Origin of the sequence: Streptomyces sp. NPDC006711 (genome assembly GCF_042869775.1) — a bacterium.
Lineage (GTDB): Bacteria > Actinomycetota > Actinomycetes > Streptomycetales > Streptomycetaceae > Streptomyces.
In genome coordinates this window covers 366,104-382,126 of the sequence record NZ_JBIAGO010000005.1, presented here as the reverse complement: position 1 = coordinate 382,126, position 16,023 = coordinate 366,104, and the positions used below count along the sequence as shown (strand labels likewise).

At 72.2% G+C, this 16,023-nt stretch carries 14 protein-coding genes; 8 read left to right on the top strand and 6 right to left on the bottom strand.

The window, feature by feature from the left end:
* Nucleotides 1-495: 495 nt before the first annotated feature.
* A complete protein-coding gene (locus ACFYM2_RS14505; protein WP_350229233.1) occupies nt 496-945 on the top strand; it encodes a PTS glucose transporter subunit IIA in 450 nt (149 codons plus the stop codon).
* 80 nt (nt 946-1,025) lie between these two features.
* A complete protein-coding gene (gene ptsP, locus ACFYM2_RS14500) occupies nt 1,026-2,696 on the top strand; it encodes a phosphoenolpyruvate--protein phosphotransferase (RefSeq protein ID WP_358996777.1) in 1,671 nt (556 codons plus the stop codon).
* Nucleotides 2,697-2,847: 151 nt separating this feature from the next.
* Here ptsP and ACFYM2_RS14495 read toward each other — a convergent pair whose 3' ends face one another.
* Together ACFYM2_RS14495 and ACFYM2_RS14490 are read right to left on the bottom strand one after the other, a co-directional pair.
* Nucleotides 2,848-3,732 (bottom strand): hypothetical protein, encoded by an 885-nt coding sequence (locus tag ACFYM2_RS14495; RefSeq protein ID WP_358996774.1) that lies wholly within the window; start codon nt 3,730-3,732, stop codon nt 2,848-2,850.
* Between the two features lie 24 nt (nt 3,733-3,756).
* A complete protein-coding gene (locus ACFYM2_RS14490; RefSeq protein WP_388836213.1) occupies nt 3,757-5,025 on the bottom strand; it encodes an MFS transporter in 1,269 nt (422 codons plus the stop codon).
* A gap of 45 nt (nt 5,026-5,070) precedes the next feature.
* Between ACFYM2_RS14490 and ACFYM2_RS14485 the strand changes: the two genes are divergently transcribed.
* On the top strand, nt 5,071-6,390 hold the full coding sequence (locus ACFYM2_RS14485; protein WP_388836210.1) for an aminotransferase class I/II-fold pyridoxal phosphate-dependent enzyme: 1,320 nt from the start codon (nt 5,071-5,073) through the stop codon (nt 6,388-6,390).
* Here the strand turns inward: ACFYM2_RS14485 and ACFYM2_RS14480 are convergent, their stop codons facing one another.
* A complete protein-coding gene (locus ACFYM2_RS14480; protein WP_388836207.1) occupies nt 6,391-8,379 on the bottom strand; it encodes an acetoacetate--CoA ligase in 1,989 nt (662 codons plus the stop codon).
* Nucleotides 8,380-8,751: 372 nt separating this feature from the next.
* Between ACFYM2_RS14480 and ACFYM2_RS14475 the strand changes: the two genes are divergently transcribed.
* Nucleotides 8,752-11,106: a glycoside hydrolase family 31 protein gene (locus tag ACFYM2_RS14475; protein WP_388836204.1), complete on the top strand. Its 2,355-nt coding sequence runs from the start codon at nt 8,752-8,754 to the stop codon at nt 11,104-11,106.
* Between the two features lie 19 nt (nt 11,107-11,125).
* Here ACFYM2_RS14475 and ACFYM2_RS14470 read toward each other — a convergent pair whose 3' ends face one another.
* A complete protein-coding gene (locus ACFYM2_RS14470) occupies nt 11,126-11,674 on the bottom strand; it encodes an NUDIX domain-containing protein (protein ID WP_388836202.1) in 549 nt (182 codons plus the stop codon).
* Nucleotides 11,675-11,810: 136 nt separating this feature from the next.
* On the opposite strand from ACFYM2_RS14470, the gene ACFYM2_RS14465 reads away from it, so the two are divergent.
* From ACFYM2_RS14465 to ACFYM2_RS14450, 4 genes are all read left to right on the top strand, one after another.
* Nucleotides 11,811-12,650: a M15 family metallopeptidase gene (locus ACFYM2_RS14465; RefSeq protein ID WP_358996756.1), complete on the top strand. Its 840-nt coding sequence runs from the start codon at nt 11,811-11,813 to the stop codon at nt 12,648-12,650.
* Between the two features lie 199 nt (nt 12,651-12,849).
* Nucleotides 12,850-13,197, top strand: a complete 348-nt coding sequence (locus ACFYM2_RS14460; protein ID WP_388836198.1) for an Mpo1-like protein — start codon at nt 12,850-12,852, stop codon at nt 13,195-13,197.
* Nucleotides 13,198-13,335: 138 nt separating this feature from the next.
* Nucleotides 13,336-13,764: a Zn-ribbon domain-containing OB-fold protein gene (locus ACFYM2_RS14455; RefSeq protein ID WP_388460298.1), complete on the top strand. Its 429-nt coding sequence runs from the start codon at nt 13,336-13,338 to the stop codon at nt 13,762-13,764.
* Nucleotides 13,761-14,951: a lipid-transfer protein gene (locus ACFYM2_RS14450; protein ID WP_388836195.1), complete on the top strand. Its 1,191-nt coding sequence runs from the start codon at nt 13,761-13,763 to the stop codon at nt 14,949-14,951. The genes ACFYM2_RS14455 and ACFYM2_RS14450 overlap by 4 nt, the downstream gene beginning before the upstream one ends.
* A 28-nt stretch (nt 14,952-14,979) precedes the next feature.
* On the opposite strand, the gene ACFYM2_RS14445 is transcribed toward ACFYM2_RS14450, so the two are convergent.
* Entirely contained in the window at nt 14,980-15,585 is a 606-nt protein-coding gene (locus ACFYM2_RS14445; RefSeq protein ID WP_358996750.1) for an ATP/GTP-binding protein, read from the bottom strand.
* Nucleotides 15,566-16,012 carry a DUF742 domain-containing protein gene (locus ACFYM2_RS14440; protein WP_358996800.1) on the bottom strand — a complete coding sequence of 149 codons (447 nt, stop codon included), beginning with the start codon at nt 16,010-16,012 and terminating at the stop codon, nt 15,566-15,568. The genes ACFYM2_RS14445 and ACFYM2_RS14440 overlap by 20 nt, the downstream gene beginning before the upstream one ends.
* Nucleotides 16,013-16,023: the final 11 nt, after the last annotated feature.

Genomic DNA, 16,023 nt, shown 5'->3' with positions numbered 1-16,023 from the left:
GGCACGCTGTTGAGTTCTCAAGGAACGGACGCTTCCTTTGTACTCACCCTCTCGGGCTTTCCTCCGGGCGCTTCCCTTCGGTATTTCGTGTTTCCAGCCTAGCAGATCCGATTTCTCGTTTCCGCCACCCGGCTGGAGCAGGTATTTCGCTTTCCGGCCCTATCGGCTTTCCGGCGATTCAGACTCTAGCAAGTCTTTTCCGTCTTCCTGACCACCGTCTCCGCACACAGGCGCAGTCGGAAATCCGGGTTAGGATCGGGACTTGGTAGGTGCCGCCGACCGCGAATCACAGTGTCGTGATGGGGTCAGGCAGGAGTACGACAGTACAGGGCCACCGGGAGTTGAGGCAAATCGTTTCCGGTGTGCACCTAGGTCCGCCAACCAGTACCTGTCGTGCGGAACCGGGACTTCTTATGACTTACCCTTCTGAACAGTACGCCGTCCAGGACAGGTAGTGACGGCGACACTTGAAGCTCCGCCCCTGGGAGGCTCCCCATGACTAGCGTGACGTCCCCACTTGCTGGACAGGCCATTGGGCTCGCGGCAGTGCCCGACCCGGTCTTCTCCGGCGCGATGGTGGGCCCCGGCACCGCTATTGATCCCGTACGTGAGCCGTCGGTGGCAGTGGCGCCCGTGGAGGGCGTCGTCGTGTCCCTGCACCCGCACGCCTTTGTTGTCGTCGACAGCGAGGGCCACGGTGTGCTGACGCACCTCGGAATCGACACCGTTCAGCTCAACGGCGAGGGCTTCGAGCTCCTCGTCAACAAGGGCGACACCGTGACGCGCGGCCAGGAGGTCGTGCGCTGGGACCCGGCCGCCGTCGAAGCCGCCGGAAAGTCCCCCATCTGTCCCATCGTGGCTCTTGAGGCCACCGCTGACTCCCTCTCCGGTGTCGTCGAGAGCGGCGACGTGAAGGCCGGCGACGCGCTCTTCAGCTGGCGGTGACGCCAGCGCCGGCATGACGGCGCGCCAGACGGACAATCACGGCGGCGGCACTGACCGCCGCACCTATCGGAGACGGTGAGATGGAGACAACGCTGCGAGGCGTCGGCGTGAGCCACGGTGTGGCGATCGGCGAGGTTCGGCACATGGGTACGGCGGTCCTCGAACCGCCTGCCAAGCAGATTCCGGCATCGGAGCACGGGCGCGAACAGGGGCGCGCCCGCCAGGCCGTGGAAGCTGTGGCGGCCGACCTGATGGCGCGGGGCAACCTGGCCGGCGGTGAGGCGCAGGCTGTGCTCGAAGCCCAGGCGATGATCGCTCAGGACCCCGAGCTGATGGCCGATGTCGACCGGCGCATCGTCGTCGGCAGCACGGCCGAACGCGCTGTGTACGACGCCTTCTCGCACTACCGCGAACTGCTCGCGGGTGCCGGTGAGTACATGGCGGGACGCGTCGCCGACCTCGACGACGTACGGAACCGGATCGTCGCGCGCCTGCTCGGCGTGCCCATGCCGGGTGTGCCGGACAGCGACGAGCCGTATGTGCTCATCGCCCGGGACCTCGCGCCCGCCGACACGGCGCTGCTCGACCCGGCTCTGGTGCTGGGTTTCGTGACCGAGGAGGGCGGGCCGACCAGCCACAGCGCCATCTTGGCGCGGGCGCTCGGTGTTCCCGCGATCGTGGCCCTGCCGGGCGCCGGTGAGCTGGCCGAGGGCACGCTGATCGCGGTCGACGGCAGCACGGGCGAGATCTTCGTGGACCCGAGCCAGGAGAAGCAGGCCGAGATGGAGCGGGCCGCGGCCGAGCGCAAGGCGGCGCTGTCCGCCTCGTCCGGTCCGGGTGCCACGTCGGACGGCCACAAGGTTCCGTTGCTCGCCAACGTCGGCGGTCCCGCCGACGTCCCGGCCGCGGTGGAGGCGGGCGCCGAGGGCGTCGGTCTGTTCCGTACCGAGTTCCTTTTCCTCGACGACTCCGCCAAGGCGCCGTCGCGGGAGAAGCAGGTCGAGGCGTACCGCAAGGTGCTTGAGGCGTTCCCCGAGGGGCGCGTCGTGGTGCGGGTCCTGGACGCGGGTGCCGACAAACCGCTGGACTTCCTGACTCCGGCCGACGAGCCCAACCCGGCGCTCGGCGTGCGTGGGCTGCGCTCGCTGCTCGACCACCCCGAGGTGCTGCGCACGCAGCTGACCGCGCTGGCCGAGGCTGCCGAGGGGCTGCCCGTCCACCTCGAGGTCATGGCCCCGATGGTGGCCGACCGTACGGACGCGAAGGCGTTCGCCGACGCGTGCCGCGAGGCCGGGCTGCGCGCGAAGTTCGGCGCGATGGTGGAGATCCCCTCCGCCGCGCTGCGGGCCCGCTCGATCCTGCAGGAGGTCGAGTTCCTTTCGCTCGGCACCAACGACCTGGCGCAGTACGCCTTCGCGGCTGACCGTCAGGTGGGCGCGGTGTCCCGGCTCCAGGACCCGTGGCAGCCCGCGCTGCTCGACCTGATCGCCATGTCGGCCGAGGCCGCGAAGGCCGAGGGCAAGAGCTGTGGTGTGTGTGGCGAGGCTGCCTCCGATCCGCTGCTGGCGTGTGTCCTGACCGGTCTCGGGGTGACCAGCCTGTCGATGGGCGCGGCGTCCATTCCGTATGTGCGGTCGACGCTGGCGAAGCACACGCTGGCGCAGTGCGAGCGCGCGGCGTCGGCGGCTCGCGCGGCGGACACCGCAGAGGACGCGCGCAACGCCGCGCAGACGGTGTTGTCCGGCGAGTGACGACCGGCCGATGGCTGTGAGACCGGTGTGAACCGGTGTGAGAGGGGCTTCCCGTCGCGGGTGCGGCGGGAAGCCCCTTTTTCTTTCGCGGGAGCCCCCGTCTTCTGTCAGCGATGACTGATGACTGTCGGGAATGACGGCCGGTCCTCTGTCAGTGGTGGCTGTCGGGTTGCTCGATGGGGAAACCGGCGCGGTATTCGACGTCGGGTTCCGGGGGCACCGGGTCGCCGGTCTCGGCGTCGGTGCAGTAGGCGCTGAAGACTTCGGCCTCGGTCAGCGGATCGAGCCGGTCGTGCAGCAGGCGCCAGCCGTACAGCCGGTCCGGGGTGCCCGGTTCGGTCGTCCGCAGGACCAGGCCACCGGTGCCGCGCAGGGCGATGCCGGCCGCGAGGACGGTCACGAACTCGGCGGCGTCGGTCTCCTCCAGACGAACCGGGTCATGTCCCTGCCGGTGGGCGTGCAGGACGGTGATGAGCTGCTCCTGTCGCGCGGGGATGCTGCACACCAGGTGGTGGGCGCCGGGGCCGGCTGCTTCCAGGAGGTTCAGCAGGAGCTGGGAGGCCCGGTCGAAGGCGGCCCGTCCGATGTCCTGTCCGCAGTCGGCGCACTCCCCCGCCTCGGCCAGGATGAGTGTCGCGTACTCCCAAGTCGCCTTGCGGGCGGCCTTGTTGATGAGTTGCGGAACGAGGCTGTCGATGGGCTGGCCCGCGTAGGCCACGCAGGCGCCGCCCGCCGCCAGTTCGGCCGTGAAGCGCGTACGGCTTTGCGCTGTGTCCGGGTCGAGGCCGCGTGACGTACAGAAGTCGCTGAACTCCTCCGGGTCGAAGAGCGCGACCGTCGTATGCAGGCCCCGGGCGGCCAGCGAGCGCAGGAATCCTTCGACTTGGCGCAGGTAGGCGCTGTGGTCGTCGAAGGTGAAGGATCGGTATCGGGTCATGGCCGTGAAGTCGTGCGCGTCGGCGATCAGGCCGACGGTGCCCGGCATTTCACGGCGGAGTGTCCGCCGGACGGTCTTGATGGGTTGGGTGTGCGCCATGTTTCCCCCTGAGCACGGTGTCGATCAATGCTCACTCACCGTAACCGGCGGCACTGACAATGGCGTTCGGCCGGGGTGGGGCCGGGCCAGGCGGTACTGGGTCAGACAGCCGGCCACGATGACCGCGGAGAAGGCGATCCACCCGGCGGGGCCGGTCGCGATGGCCGCGGTGACGGCGAGGGGGCCGAGGCTGCGTTGAACGGACTGGGCGAGGCCGTGGACACCGAGGTAGGCGCCTTGGGCGTGGTCGGGGGCGAGGGCGATCGAGAGTTCCCACGAGATGGTCGCGTGGATGATCTCGGCGAGGGTGAAGGCGACCGTCGCGGCGACGAGGAAGGTGACGGCGAGCGTGGCGCCGTGCGCCGCGGAGGCCGCGATGGCCACTCCCGCCATGGCGAAGACCACGGAGAGCGGGAGCAGCAGGCGCCGCGCGGCCCGCGTGGTGGCGCCGAAACGGGCCAGGGGCACCTGGAGCCCCACCACCATCACGTTGTTGATCACCATGAGCAGGGGGACGAGGCCGGTCGGCGCGTCGGTGCCGTGCACGGTCCAGAGCGGCAGGCCGATCTTGAACACCGCGTCGTCGAGGAAGACCACGGTTTCGGTGGCCACGAACGCCAGATAGCGGCGGTCGCGCCAGGGGTTGGCCACCTGCGCCTTCGCCGTCGGATCGGTGGACTTGGCGACCGTGCGGCCGGGTGCCTGCGGTTCGGCGCACAGGCCGGTGATGACGGCCGATCCGATGAACGAGACGGCGTTGCCGGCCAGGAGCCACTGGTAGGAGGCGGTCGAGCCGATGGCCAGGGCCCCCGCCGCGGCGAGGCCGCCGACGGCCCAGCCCGCGTTGGCGACGGTCCGGCTGACGGCCTGGTAGCGCACGCGCTCGGGCCCGGCGATCCGGGCCGCGTACAGCTTCGTGAGGACGTTCGCCGAGCGGTCGCCGAAGCTTCCGGCGGAGGCGAACACGAGCAGCAGAGCGAAGTCATGAGTGGTCAGGAGCGCGAACGCGGCTACGGCGCGCAGCATTTGAAGACCGATGAGCAGCCGTGTGACGGGCAGCCGGTCGGCGATGCGGCCGCCTATGGGCGCGCCGGCGATGCCGACGGCTCCGGACACGGCGACCAGGGTGCCGATCTGGGCGAGCGAGAGTCCGGCCACGTAGCTGAAGTAGAGGACGCTGACGGCCTCCCACAGGCCGCTGCCGGTTCGGTCGACGAAGGCGACGGACAGCATGCGACGGCCGTCGACGCCTCCTGGCACGCGTTCCCACAGTGCGGCGCGGCTCCAGCTCATGGGTCCCCCTTGACGGAATTTATGTACTGATACATAATTCTTTACGTGGCGACACAATATTCGATCTCCGGTACCACCGCCAAGGGCATTGCCGCGTCCGTCGAGGCCGCGGTCGCGGGCGGGGACTTGGGCCCGGGTGACGCGCTGCCTCCCGTACGGCGGCTGGCCGTGGAGCTGCGGGTCAGTCCGGGCACGGTGGCGACCGCCTACAAGGAGCTGCGCCGGCGCGGCGTGGTCGTCACCCGGGGCCGGGGCGGGACGGTGGTGGCCGCCGCGCCGTCCGTCGCCTCCCGGCGGCCGCCCAAGGTGCCCGCAGGGCTGCGGGATCTGGCGGGTGGTCATCCCGACGCGGCGTTCCTGCCGGACCCCCCTGCGCTCGTCGCGCCTTCCACCGGCCCGCGCTCGCACCGCTCCACGCCCCGGCTGCCGCGGCTGGAGGAGCGGGTGCGTGCCTGGTTCGACGCCGACGGCGTGCCCTGCGAGTCCGTGACGTTCGCCCACGGGGCGCTCGACTGCGTCGCGCGGCTGCTGACCACGGAGCTGCGCCCCGGGGACGCGGTGGCGATGGAGGACCCCGGATACCACCATCTGCTCGACCTATTGCAGGCCATGGAGCTGCGCACCATCGCGGTCGGGGTCGACGACGAGGGGATGCGGCCGGACCTGCTGCGCGACGCGCTGCGGGCCGGGGCCCGCGCCGTCGTGTGCAGCCCGCGAGCGCAGAACCCCTACGGGGGGTGCTTCTCGCCGGCGCGGCGCGACGAGCTGGTCGAGGTGCTGCGGCAGGCACCCGATGTCCTCGTGATCGAGAACGACCACGCCGCCGAGATCGCCGGAGCGGAGCTCAACTCCCTCACCACGGGCGGGCTTGCGCGCTGGGCACAGGTGCGGACCGTGACCAAGTACCTGGGCACTGACCTGCGGTGGGCGGCCGCCGCGTGTGATCCGGTGACCCTGGCGCGGCACGACGGGCGGTTGCTGCTCACGTCCGGATGGGTGAGTCATCTGTTGCAGGCCGCCGTGCTGACGCTCATGGACGACCCCTCGGCGCAGCTCCTGGTGGCGCGGGCGGAGGTCGCCTATGAGCGGCGGCGTACCGCGTTGGTCAAGGAGCTCGCGGAGCGCGGGATCGTGGCGCACGGTGCGAGTGGGATGAACGTGTGGGTGCCGGTGCGCGACGAGTCCGCCGTGGTCAACGGGCTGCGCACGCGCGGCTGGTGGGTGGCGGCCGGGGCCCGCTTCCGGATGGCGGCGGCGCCCGGCGTACGCGTGACCGTGGCCGGGCTCGGGACCTCGCGGGCGGCCGGGCTGGCCTCGGACTTCGCCGACACGCTGGGCGAGTCCGAGGCCACCTATGGAGGGTGATCAGCCGCGCTTGCGGGCGATGTCCTCGTAGAAACGCAACAGGTCCAGATTGTCCACCGAACCGGGGTTGACGGCCTTGTCCAAAGCCGCGCCTTGGAGGAGGCGCTTGACGGGCACCTCGATGCGCTTGCCGGTGAGGGTGTGCGGGACGCCGGGCGCCTCGATGATCTCGTCGGGGACATGGCGCGGGGAGAGCTGTTCGCGGATCGCCAGCTTGATCTTCGTACGGAGGGCGTCGTCCAGGACGGCGCCCTCGGCGAGGTGCACGAACAGGGGCATCCAGTAGCCGCCGCCCGGTTCCTCCAGGCCGATGACCAGGGACTCCCGGATCTCCGGCAGCCGTTCGACGACCTCGTAGATGTCGGCCGAACCCATGCGCACACCCTGGCGGTTGAGAGTGGAGTCGGAGCGGCCGTGGATGATCACCGAGCCGTGGTCGGTGAGGGTGATCCAGTCCCCGTGCCGCCACACGCCGGAGAACATCTCGAAGTAGCTGTCGCGGTAGCGGCTGCCGTCGGGGTCGTTCCAGAAACGGATGGGCATGGACGGCATGGGGTTGGTGACGACCAGCTCGCCGACCTCCCCGATGACGGGCCTGCCCTGGGCGTCCCAGGCCTGGAGGTCGGTGCCGAGGCAGGGCGCCTGGAGTTCGCCGATGTGCACGGGAAGCGTCGGGACCGCCCCCGCGAAACAGGAGCAGACGTCGGTGCCGCCGCTGACCGACGCGATCCACAGGTCCTCGCGCACCTCGTCGTGCAGCCAGCGGAAGCCGTCGGGCGGCAGCGGCGAGCCGGTGGTCGCCACGCCCTTGATACGGGACAGGTCGAAGTCGCGCCCCGGGTGCACCTCGGCCTTGCGGCAGGCCATGACGTACGCGGCCGACGTGCCGAACAGGGTGGCGCCGGTGCGCTCCGCCACGCCCCATTGCGCGCCCGTGTGGGGATAGCCGGGGCTGCCGTCGTAGAGGATCACGGTGGTGCCGGTGAGCAGGCCGGAGACGAGGAAGTTCCACATCATCCAGCCGGTGGAGGTGTACCAGAAGAAGCGGTCCTCGGGGCCGAGGTCGCAGTGCAGGCCGAGCTGCTTGAAGTGCTCGAGGAGGATGCCGCCCTGGGACTGCACGATGGCCTTGGGCAGACCCGTCGTGCCGGAGGAGTAGAGCACCCACAGGGGGTGGTCGAAGGGCACCTGCTCGAAGACGGGTTCGGTCTCGCCCGCCGTCAGGGCGGACCACTCCAGGGTGCCTTCGGGGGCCGGGGTGCCGAGCAGCGGGATGTGCACGACGGCGCGCAGCGTGGGCAGTTCGCGGCGGAGCTCGGCCACGACGTCGCCGCGGTCGTGCTCCTTGCCGCCGTAGCGGTAGCCGTCCACGGTGAACAGGACGACCGGCTCGACCTGCTGGAAGCGGTCCAGGACGCTGCGGGCGCCGAAGTCGGGGGCGCAGGAGGTCCACACGGCGCCGACGGCCGCCGAGGCCAAGAAGGCGGTGACCGCCTGCGGGACGTTGGGCAGATAGCCGCTGACCCGGTCGCCCGGGCGCACCCCGAGGGCCCGCAGCTCCGCGGCGAGCGAGCCGACCTGGCGGCGTAGCTCGGCCCAGCCGGTCTCCACGGGTTCGTGCGTCTCGTCGACGTGCAGCAGCGCGGGCTCGCCGGCCCGCGCGGGGTCCTCGGCGGCGCGCAGCGCGTGTTCCGCGTAGTTCAGGGTGGCACCCGGGAACCACTGGGCTCCGGGCATCGTTCGATCAGCAAGGACAGCTTCGTACGGGGAGGAGAAGCGGATGTCGAACCACGCGGCGACGGCTTGCCAGAAGGTGTCGAGTTCGGCGACCGACCAGCGGTGGAGAGCCGGGTATCCGCCCTCGGCGGGTGCCCCGTAGCGCTCGGCGGCCCAGGCCTGGAAGCGGGTGATCCGCGCGGCGGCGATGCGGTCGGAGTCCGGCTGCCACAGGGGCGCGGGCTGCGGATCGGGGTTCGCTGGAGAGGTCATCGGTCGGCTCCCGGGCTGTAACGCGTGGTGTGCGTGTTTCCCGCGCACACGCGAGGGGGTGTGCGCGTGAGGCGGCTGCAAGGGACGATGCCATGTGATCGTCTTCCGCACCAGGGTGGGCCGCCGCCACCGGTCCGAACCCGGCCCGAGACGCCCCACCCGGGCGGACTGTGCGCGGGCCTCGGGGCGCCGCCCGGGGGGAGACTGTGCGCCGGCCTCGGGGCGCCACCCGCGGCACCGTCGCCGGACGCATGCCGGGCGCGTCCGGGGTGGCGGTCTTCGGGGGCGGCGTCGGTGTTCGGCGTGGTGGCTTGGGTGAACGGCGGTTGAACAGACCGCGCACGGGGCTGTCCGGGTGGCAGGGTGAGCGCCATGAACGGCGATGGCCTGGTGCGCTCGGTGAAGTCGGTCGGTTCGGTGCGCGGGTTGCGGGCGCTGCGCTCGGCCCTGCTGCGGCGCCGGGCGGACGCGCGGGACCTGCCGGCGCGCGGTCCCGAGCGCGCTCGGGTGCCGGGGGCGGTGACCGGGGCCGAGCCCGGGCCGGGCGGTGGTGTCGTGCGGTTCACGCGTTCCGCGCTCGAGGTGCGGGTCTCGGGGGGCGGCACGGTGTTCTGGGGCTGGGACGGCGCGAGGCCAGAGCCGTCGTACGCCTTGGACGGCCGGCCCCCGGAGCCGGACGGGCGGGCGGCCCTCGAACCGGACAAGGACGGCGGCTGGCGGGTGGTGTCCGAGCGGATGACCGTGGTGATCTCCCGGCACGGAGCCGTGGAGGTGCGCACCCCGGGCGGCGGAGTGCTGCGCCGCGAGCTGCCGCCCCGGTGGTGGGAGCCGGCCGGCGGCGGCCGGGCCCGCTGGGTGCAGCGGTCCGAGGTGGCGGCCGACGCGCGGTTCTTCGGGCTGGGCGGGCGCGCCGCAGGACCCCGGCTGCGCGATGGTTCGTACCGCCTGTGGAACACCGATCCCGGTGGCGGTTTCGGCCCCGACGACGACCCGCTGTACATCACGATGCCCGTGCAGCTGGTGGTCGCGGACGCGGGGACCCATCTCGCGTTCTACGACAACACCTGGGACGGCCGGGTGCTGCTGCGTGAGGGAGAGGAAGGCGCGGGCTCGGGCCACGACCGGCCGGGCGGCAGCGAGTTGCGGATGGAAGGAGGGCCGCTGCGATGCTGGATGGTGGCGGGCACACCGGCCCGGGTCCTGGCGGGCTGGACGGCGCTGACCGGCGCGCCCGCGCTGCCGCCGGCCTGGGCGCTCGGCCACCAGCACGCCCGCTGGGGTTTCGGCAGCGAGCGCGAGGTGCGGCGGATCGTCGCCGGGTACACCGGGCGCGGCCTGCCGCTTTCCGCGCTGCACCTGGACATCGACCACTACGACGCCCACCAGGTCTTCACCGTGGACCGGAGCGCGTTCCCCGATCTGCCGCGCCTGGCCGAGGACTTGGCAGGCGACGGGGTGCGGCTGGTCTCGATCGTGGATCCCGCGGTGAAGGCCGAGCGGGGGAACGCGGTGTACGAGAGCGGTCTTGCCGCTGGGGCGTTCGTCAAGGACGCCCAGGGGCGCGAGGTGCGCGGCCAGGTGTGGCCCGGCGAGTGCGCCTACCCCGACTTCACGGACCCGAGGACCCGCGCCTGGTGGGGCGGCCTCTACCAGGAACGGCTCGACCAGGGCTTCGCCGGGGTGTGGCACGACATGAACGAGCCGGTGTCCTTCGCCCCGTTCGGAGACGCGACGCTGCCGAGGTCGGCCCGGCACGATCTGGAGGGCCGGGGCGGCGATCACCGCGAGGCCCACAATGTGTACGGGCTCACCATGGCCCGGGCCGGTCATGAGGGGCTGCGCGAACTGCGCCCCGAAGAGCGGCCGTTCTTGTTCTCGCGTTCCGGCTGGGCCGGGATGCAGCGCTACGGCGGCACCTGGTCCGGTGACGTCTCGACGGGCTGGCCCGGGCTGCGCGCCTCGCTGGCCCTGGTGCTCGGCCTCGGCCTGTGCGGAGTGCCGTACTCGGGGCCCGACGTGGGCGGCTTCACCGGCAGCCCTTCGCCCGAGCTGTATCTGCGCTGGTTCCAACTCGGCGCCTGGCTGCCCCTGTTCCGTACGCATGCCGCGAAGTGGGCGGGGCGGCGCGAGCCGTGGGAGTTCGGCCCGGCGGTGCTCGAAGGCGCCAGGGCCGCGCTCGCGGAACGCCGGCGGCTGCACCCGTACTTCATGACGCTGGCCCAGCTGGCCCGGCTGACCGGGGCTCCTTACGCGCGCCCGCTGTGGTGGGGCGCGCCGGGCGACCGGGCGCTGCGCGACTGCGAGGACGCCTTCCTGCTCGGTGACGCGCTGCTCGTGGCCCCGGTCCTGGAGCGCGGCGCGGACCGGCGTGCGGTACGGCTGCCGCGCGGGCGGTGGTACGACACCGCGACGGGCGAGGCGCACGAGGGCCCGGGCCAGGTGCTGTTGCCCGCTCCCCTCTCCCGTATCCCGGTGCTGGCCCGGGCGGGTTCGGTGATCCCGGTGCGAGGTGAGGACGGCGGCCTTGAGCTGGAGGTGTGGGCACCCGCCGCCGGCCGTACGGGCGGCGGCCTCCTGGTGCGGGACGCGGGGGACGGCTGGGAGCGCGCGGTGGTGGAGCGGTTCTCGACGCGGGTCGTCAAGGGCGCGGTCGTGGTGGAGCGGACCGGCGCGGGCGCGGACGCCGAGGTGGGCCATCCGGTGCGGGTGCGCGGGATGGCGCCCTGAGCCCGCCGACCGACCCGGGTCAGCCGGCCGGGCCGCCGCCACGACCGTGGGCGTACTCCCCCGCGAACCACGCGCGGGCCGCATCGGTGTGCAACGGGAATGCCAACTCGGCCGGTTTCCACAGCGGTTCCCAGCCCGCGCTCTCCTCGGTCGCTGCCGATGGCGGCAGGTCCGCCGCCGCGCGCGCGGGCAGCAGGCCGAACACCAGCAGATGCGCGGGCGAGCTCAGCACGTCCGCGAGACGGACCTCATCGGCCCGCGCCTCGATGCGGGTCTCCTCCCTCAGTTCGCGTACCACCGCCTGCTGCCAGCTCTCGCCGTGATCGACGAAACCGCCGGGCAGGGCGAGGCCGCCGCGTTGGGGCTCGATGGTGCGGGTGATGACCACCAGGCCGGTCCCGTCCGCTCCGGTGACGGGCAGCAGGGCGACGGCCACGGGAAGCGGGTTGCGGTAGGCGACCGTGCCGCAGGACGCGCACGAGCGGGGCCAGCCGCGCGGCGCGTCGTACGGGGTCCCGCACGCACCGCAGTGGGAGTCGGCCAAGGGCTGCTTCGGGGTGGCACTCACGCGCGGACTCTAGCCGACCCGTCCTTCCCCGCAAGCGCCCTCCTTACAAGCGCCCGCCTCACAAGCGCCTTCCCCACATGCGCCTCCCCACAGGTGCCTTCCCCGCAAGCGAGTTGAGCTGATAAAGGGTGTGCACATGACACTACGTACCGGACGACGAGGCACGGCCCAGCGGGCGCCGTCACGGATGCTGCGCGCGCTCATGGCCGCCGCCGCGACGCTGCTCACCGTCACCGCGCTCGCCCCCGCCGCGCACGCGGCACCGCGGCCGAAGGCGCCCAGACAGTTCGTGGCGCTGAGTGCGGTCGATCCCACGATCATCCAGGAGATGCGCTACATCACCGCGCACGACTTCGTGGGCGAACCGATCGACGGATACCGCCGGCCGCTGTGCCTCCTGACGCGGCCGGCCGCCCAGGCCCTGCACCGGGCCCAGCAGTCACTGCTGCGGCAGGGCTACTCGCTCAAGGTCTACGACTGCTATCGGCCGCAGCGGGCCGTCGACCACTTCGTGCGGTGGGCGAAGGACCTGGACGACGAGAAGATGAAGGCGGAGTTCTACCCCCGGGTCGACAAGTCGAGGCTGTTCGCGGACGGGTACATCGCCGCGAAGTCCGGCCACAGCCGGGGCAGCACGATGGATCTGACGATCGTCAGGCTGCCCGCGCTCCCCACTCGGCCCTACCACCCCGGGCAGCCGCTGGCGCCCTGCTACGCGCCGCGCGCCGAACGGTTCCCGGACAACTCCCTCGACATGGGCACCGGGTTCGACTGCTTCGACACCCTGGCGCATACCGACGATCCCCGCGTCCAGGGCGTCCAGAAGGCGAACCGGCAGTTCCTCAAGCGCACCCTGGAGGCGCAGGGCTTCGTCAACCTGCCCGAGGAGTGGTGGCACTTCACGTATCAGCCGGAGCCTTTCCCCGACACCTATTTCGACTTTCCCGTGGCGTGGTGGCCAGTGGCGGGGCACTGACGCGCGGGCCGTTCCGCTTGGCAGGACCGGCCCGGATCATCGCCTCGTCATGGCCGGTCCGGCGCGTATCACCTTCGGTTCCGGATGAGGCTGGAGCGGGTGTCCGGAGCCACCCCCGTGGGTCCCGGGCACCCGCTCTGTCCTCTCGGACGCCAAGCAGCCGTATCCGGTTCTCCGCGAAGCGATTAGGTTCTGCCGCATGACCAAACCCCGGTTCGATTCGTACGAGGAATTCTGGCCCTACTACGTGGCGATGCACTCCAGGGCCGCCACGCGCTGGGTGCATCTGACCGGCACCCTCACCGGGCTCGCGATCAGTGCCTACGGGCTCGCGCGGCGACGCGGCCGCCTGATACTCGCGCTGCCGCTCATCGGATACGCGACCGCCTGGCCCACGCACTGGTTCATCGAGGGCAACAACCCGGCGACCTTCGGCCACCCCGCCTGGTCGCTGCGGGGCGACCGGCAGATGATCCGCATGATGCTGGCCGGCCGCGACCGCGAGCTGGGTGAGATCGCCGCGAAGTGGCTCGCGGACAACCGATGAGCCACGGGGGCAGCCGCTGACCCGGGCCCCGGCGCCTCCCGCCCCTCCCCATCCCGGGCCGACCGTGGCACACTTCTGACGATCCGTCAGCAAGCCGTATGGGGAGGGGCCTTGACCGACGCACGGACGCACAGACCTGTGGTCGCGGGCTGGTTCACCGAGGCGGGGGGCCAGGACTTCCGGCTGCTCGGCACCCGCTGCGCCGCCTGCGGCTCCTTCTTCTTCCCGCGCGAGGACGCCTTCTGCCGCAACCCCGCCTGCGCGGGCGGCGAACTGGCGGAGGTCCCCCTGTCCCGGCGAGGCCGTGTGTGGTCGTACACGGACGGCCGCTACCGTCCCCCCTCCCCCTATGTGTCCGACCCCGATGTGGCCTGGGAGCCCACCACCCTCGTCGCCGTGGAGCTCGCGGCCGAACGCATGGTGGTGCTCGGCCGGGCCGCGCCCGGCGTCAGGACGGCCGACCTCGCGATCGGCATGGAGGTCGAGGTGGTGCCCGGCGTCTTGAACGAGGACACGGAGACCGTCTGGACCACCTGGCACTGGCGGCCCGTGGAGGCGACGGCATGAGCGAGGACATCGCGGTCCTCGGGGTGGGAATGCACCCGTGGGGCAAGTGGGGACGGAGCTTCGTCCAGTACGGGACGATCGCGGCCCGGGCGGCGCTCGCCGACGCCGGGATCGAGTGGTGCGACGTGGACGCGGTGGTCGGCGCGGACACCGTGCGCGGCGGCTACCCCGGATACGTGGCGGGCGCGACCTTCGCGCGGGCGCTCGGCTGGCAGGGCGCCCGGGTCACCAGCGTGTACGCGGCCTGTGCCTCCGGCGCGCAGGCGGTCGGCGCGGCGCGGGCGCAGATCCTGGCCGGGCTCGCGGACGTGGTGCTCGTGGTGGGGGCGGACGCCGCGCCGAAGGGATTCTTCGCCCCGGCCGGCGGGGAGCGTCCCGATGATCCGGACTGGCTGCGCTTCCGGGTGCTCGGCGCCACGAATCCCGCGTACTTCGGCCTCTACGCCCGGCGCCGCATGGCTCTGCACGGTGACACCCTGGAGGATTTCACCCGCGTCAAGGTGAAGAACGCGGCGGCCGGCGCGCTCAACCCGAATGCCCGCTACCGCAAGGCGGTCAGCGCCGAGGAGGTGGCCGCATCGGCCGTGGTCGCGGACCCGCTGCGTCTGCTGGACATCTGCGCCACCTCGGACGGGGCCGCCGCCCTGGTCCTGACCAGCATGGATGTCGCCCGTCGGCACGGCGTCGGCGACCCGGTCCGTATCCGCGCGCTCTCCACGGTGACCCCCACCTACCCCAGGGCGGTGCTCGACCTGCCCGACATCGCCACCGACTCGGCGGCCGCCGTCGAGCCCGCGTCCCGGTCGTTCCGGGCCGCCATCGCGCACGCCGCCTACGAGGAGGCGGGCATCGGCCCCGAGGATCTGTCGCTTGCCGAGGTGTACGACCTGTCCACCGCGCTGGAACTGGAGTGGTACGAGGACCTGGAGCTGTGCGGCGCCGGGGAAGGGGCCAAGCTCCTGCGGGAGGGAGCGACCACGCTCGGAGGGCGCGTGCCGGTCAACACCAGCGGCGGGCTCGCGTCGTTCGGCGAGGCCGTGCCCGCCCAGGCGCTGGCCCAGGTCTGCGAGCTCACCTGGCAGTTGAGGGGCACGGCGGGAGCCCGGCAGGTCCCCGGGGCCCGGGTCGGCGTCACCGCGAACCAGGGCCTGTTCGGGCACGGCTCGGCGGTGGTGGTGGTCCGCTGACCGGGCCGAGGCGCGGGCCGTCCGGGGTTCAAGTGGCGGCCGGCTGGCGGGACTTCGCGGACATCGCGAGGGCGTGCTCGACCACGCCCACCAGGATGTCCTTGACCGACTCGCGCTCGCGGGCGTCGCACAGCAGGAGCGGGACCTCGGGGTCGAGGTCGAGGGCCGCGCGCACGGTGTCGGCGGGGTAACGGGTGGCGTCGTCGAAGCAGTTGACGGCGACGGTGAACGGGATGCCGCGCCGCTCGAAGTAGTCGATGCCGGCGAAGCAGTCCTCCAAGCGGCGCGTGTCGGCCAGGACGACCGCGCCGAGCGCCCCCTGAGCCAGCTCGTCCCACAGGAACCAGAACCGGTCCTGGCCCGGCGTCCCGAAGAGGTAGAGCACCAGGTCCTCGCGGAGCGTGATGCGCCCGAAGTCCATGGCCACCGTGGTGGTGCTCTTGGCCTCCACGCCCGCGATGTCGTCGACCGGGCGGCCCGCCTCGCTGAGGCGTTCCTCGGTCCGCAGGGGCCGGATCTCGCTCACCGCGCCGACCAGGGTGGTCTTGCCGACGCCGAATCCGCCCGCGACGAGAATCTTGAGCGTCACCGGATCGACGTGCCGCCGCTTGCGGCTAGAGCGCCCGAAGGCCATTGATCACCTCACGGAGAAGGGACTCGTCCGGCAGCTCGGCCGGCGGGACGGGTCGGGTTACGTGCACCAGGGCGTCGGCGACGAGATCGCCGACCAGCACCCGGACCACCCCGACGGGGAGGTCGAGGCCTGCCGCGAGTTCGGCGATCGACTGCGGTGCGTCGCCGCAGCGTTCGACGATCTCGACGTGTTCCGGGGAGAGCGTCTGGTCGCGGCCCGGGTCGTCGGCGGCGGGTTCCGGGACGACCACGGCGATCAGGTCGAGGCGGTGCTGGTTGATGCTGGTGGTGCGCCCGCGCGTCATGGCGTACGGCCGCACCACGGGCCCCGCGTCGTCGTCGAACCAGTGGAGCGGGCGGCCGGGGGCCGCCGACGGGTCCCCGCTCCCGGCCCCCCGGTCCGTGTCCCTCATCGCGTCCCCGCCCATGACGTACCCAC

Excerpts from the sequence above, each read along its gene's own strand:
- ACFYM2_RS14445 (WP_358996750.1), bottom strand. The coding sequence starts at position 15,585 with ATGGCCTTCGGGCGCTCTAGCCGCAAGCGGCGGCACGTCGATCCGGTG.
- ACFYM2_RS14480 (WP_388836207.1), bottom strand. The coding sequence starts at position 8,379 with ATGACCTCTCCAGCGAACCCCGATCCGCAGCCCGCGCCCCTGTGGCAG.
- ACFYM2_RS14465 (WP_358996756.1), top strand. The coding sequence starts at position 11,811 with ATGACACTACGTACCGGACGACGAGGCACGGCCCAGCGGGCGCCGTCA.
- ACFYM2_RS14475 (WP_388836204.1), top strand. The coding sequence starts at position 8,752 with ATGAACGGCGATGGCCTGGTGCGCTCGGTGAAGTCGGTCGGTTCGGTG.
- ACFYM2_RS14495 (WP_358996774.1), bottom strand. The coding sequence starts at position 3,732 with ATGGCGCACACCCAACCCATCAAGACCGTCCGGCGGACACTCCGCCGT.
- ACFYM2_RS14450 (WP_388836195.1), top strand. The coding sequence starts at position 13,761 with ATGAGCGAGGACATCGCGGTCCTCGGGGTGGGAATGCACCCGTGGGGC.
- ptsP (WP_358996777.1), top strand. The coding sequence starts at position 1,026 with ATGGAGACAACGCTGCGAGGCGTCGGCGTGAGCCACGGTGTGGCGATC.
- ACFYM2_RS14460 (WP_388836198.1), top strand. The coding sequence starts at position 12,850 with ATGACCAAACCCCGGTTCGATTCGTACGAGGAATTCTGGCCCTACTAC.
- ACFYM2_RS14490 (WP_388836213.1), bottom strand. The coding sequence starts at position 5,025 with ATGAGCTGGAGCCGCGCCGCACTGTGGGAACGCGTGCCAGGAGGCGTC.
- ACFYM2_RS14440 (WP_358996800.1), bottom strand. The coding sequence starts at position 16,012 with ATGGGCGGGGACGCGATGAGGGACACGGACCGGGGGGCCGGGAGCGGG.
- ACFYM2_RS14505 (WP_350229233.1), top strand. The coding sequence starts at position 496 with ATGACTAGCGTGACGTCCCCACTTGCTGGACAGGCCATTGGGCTCGCG.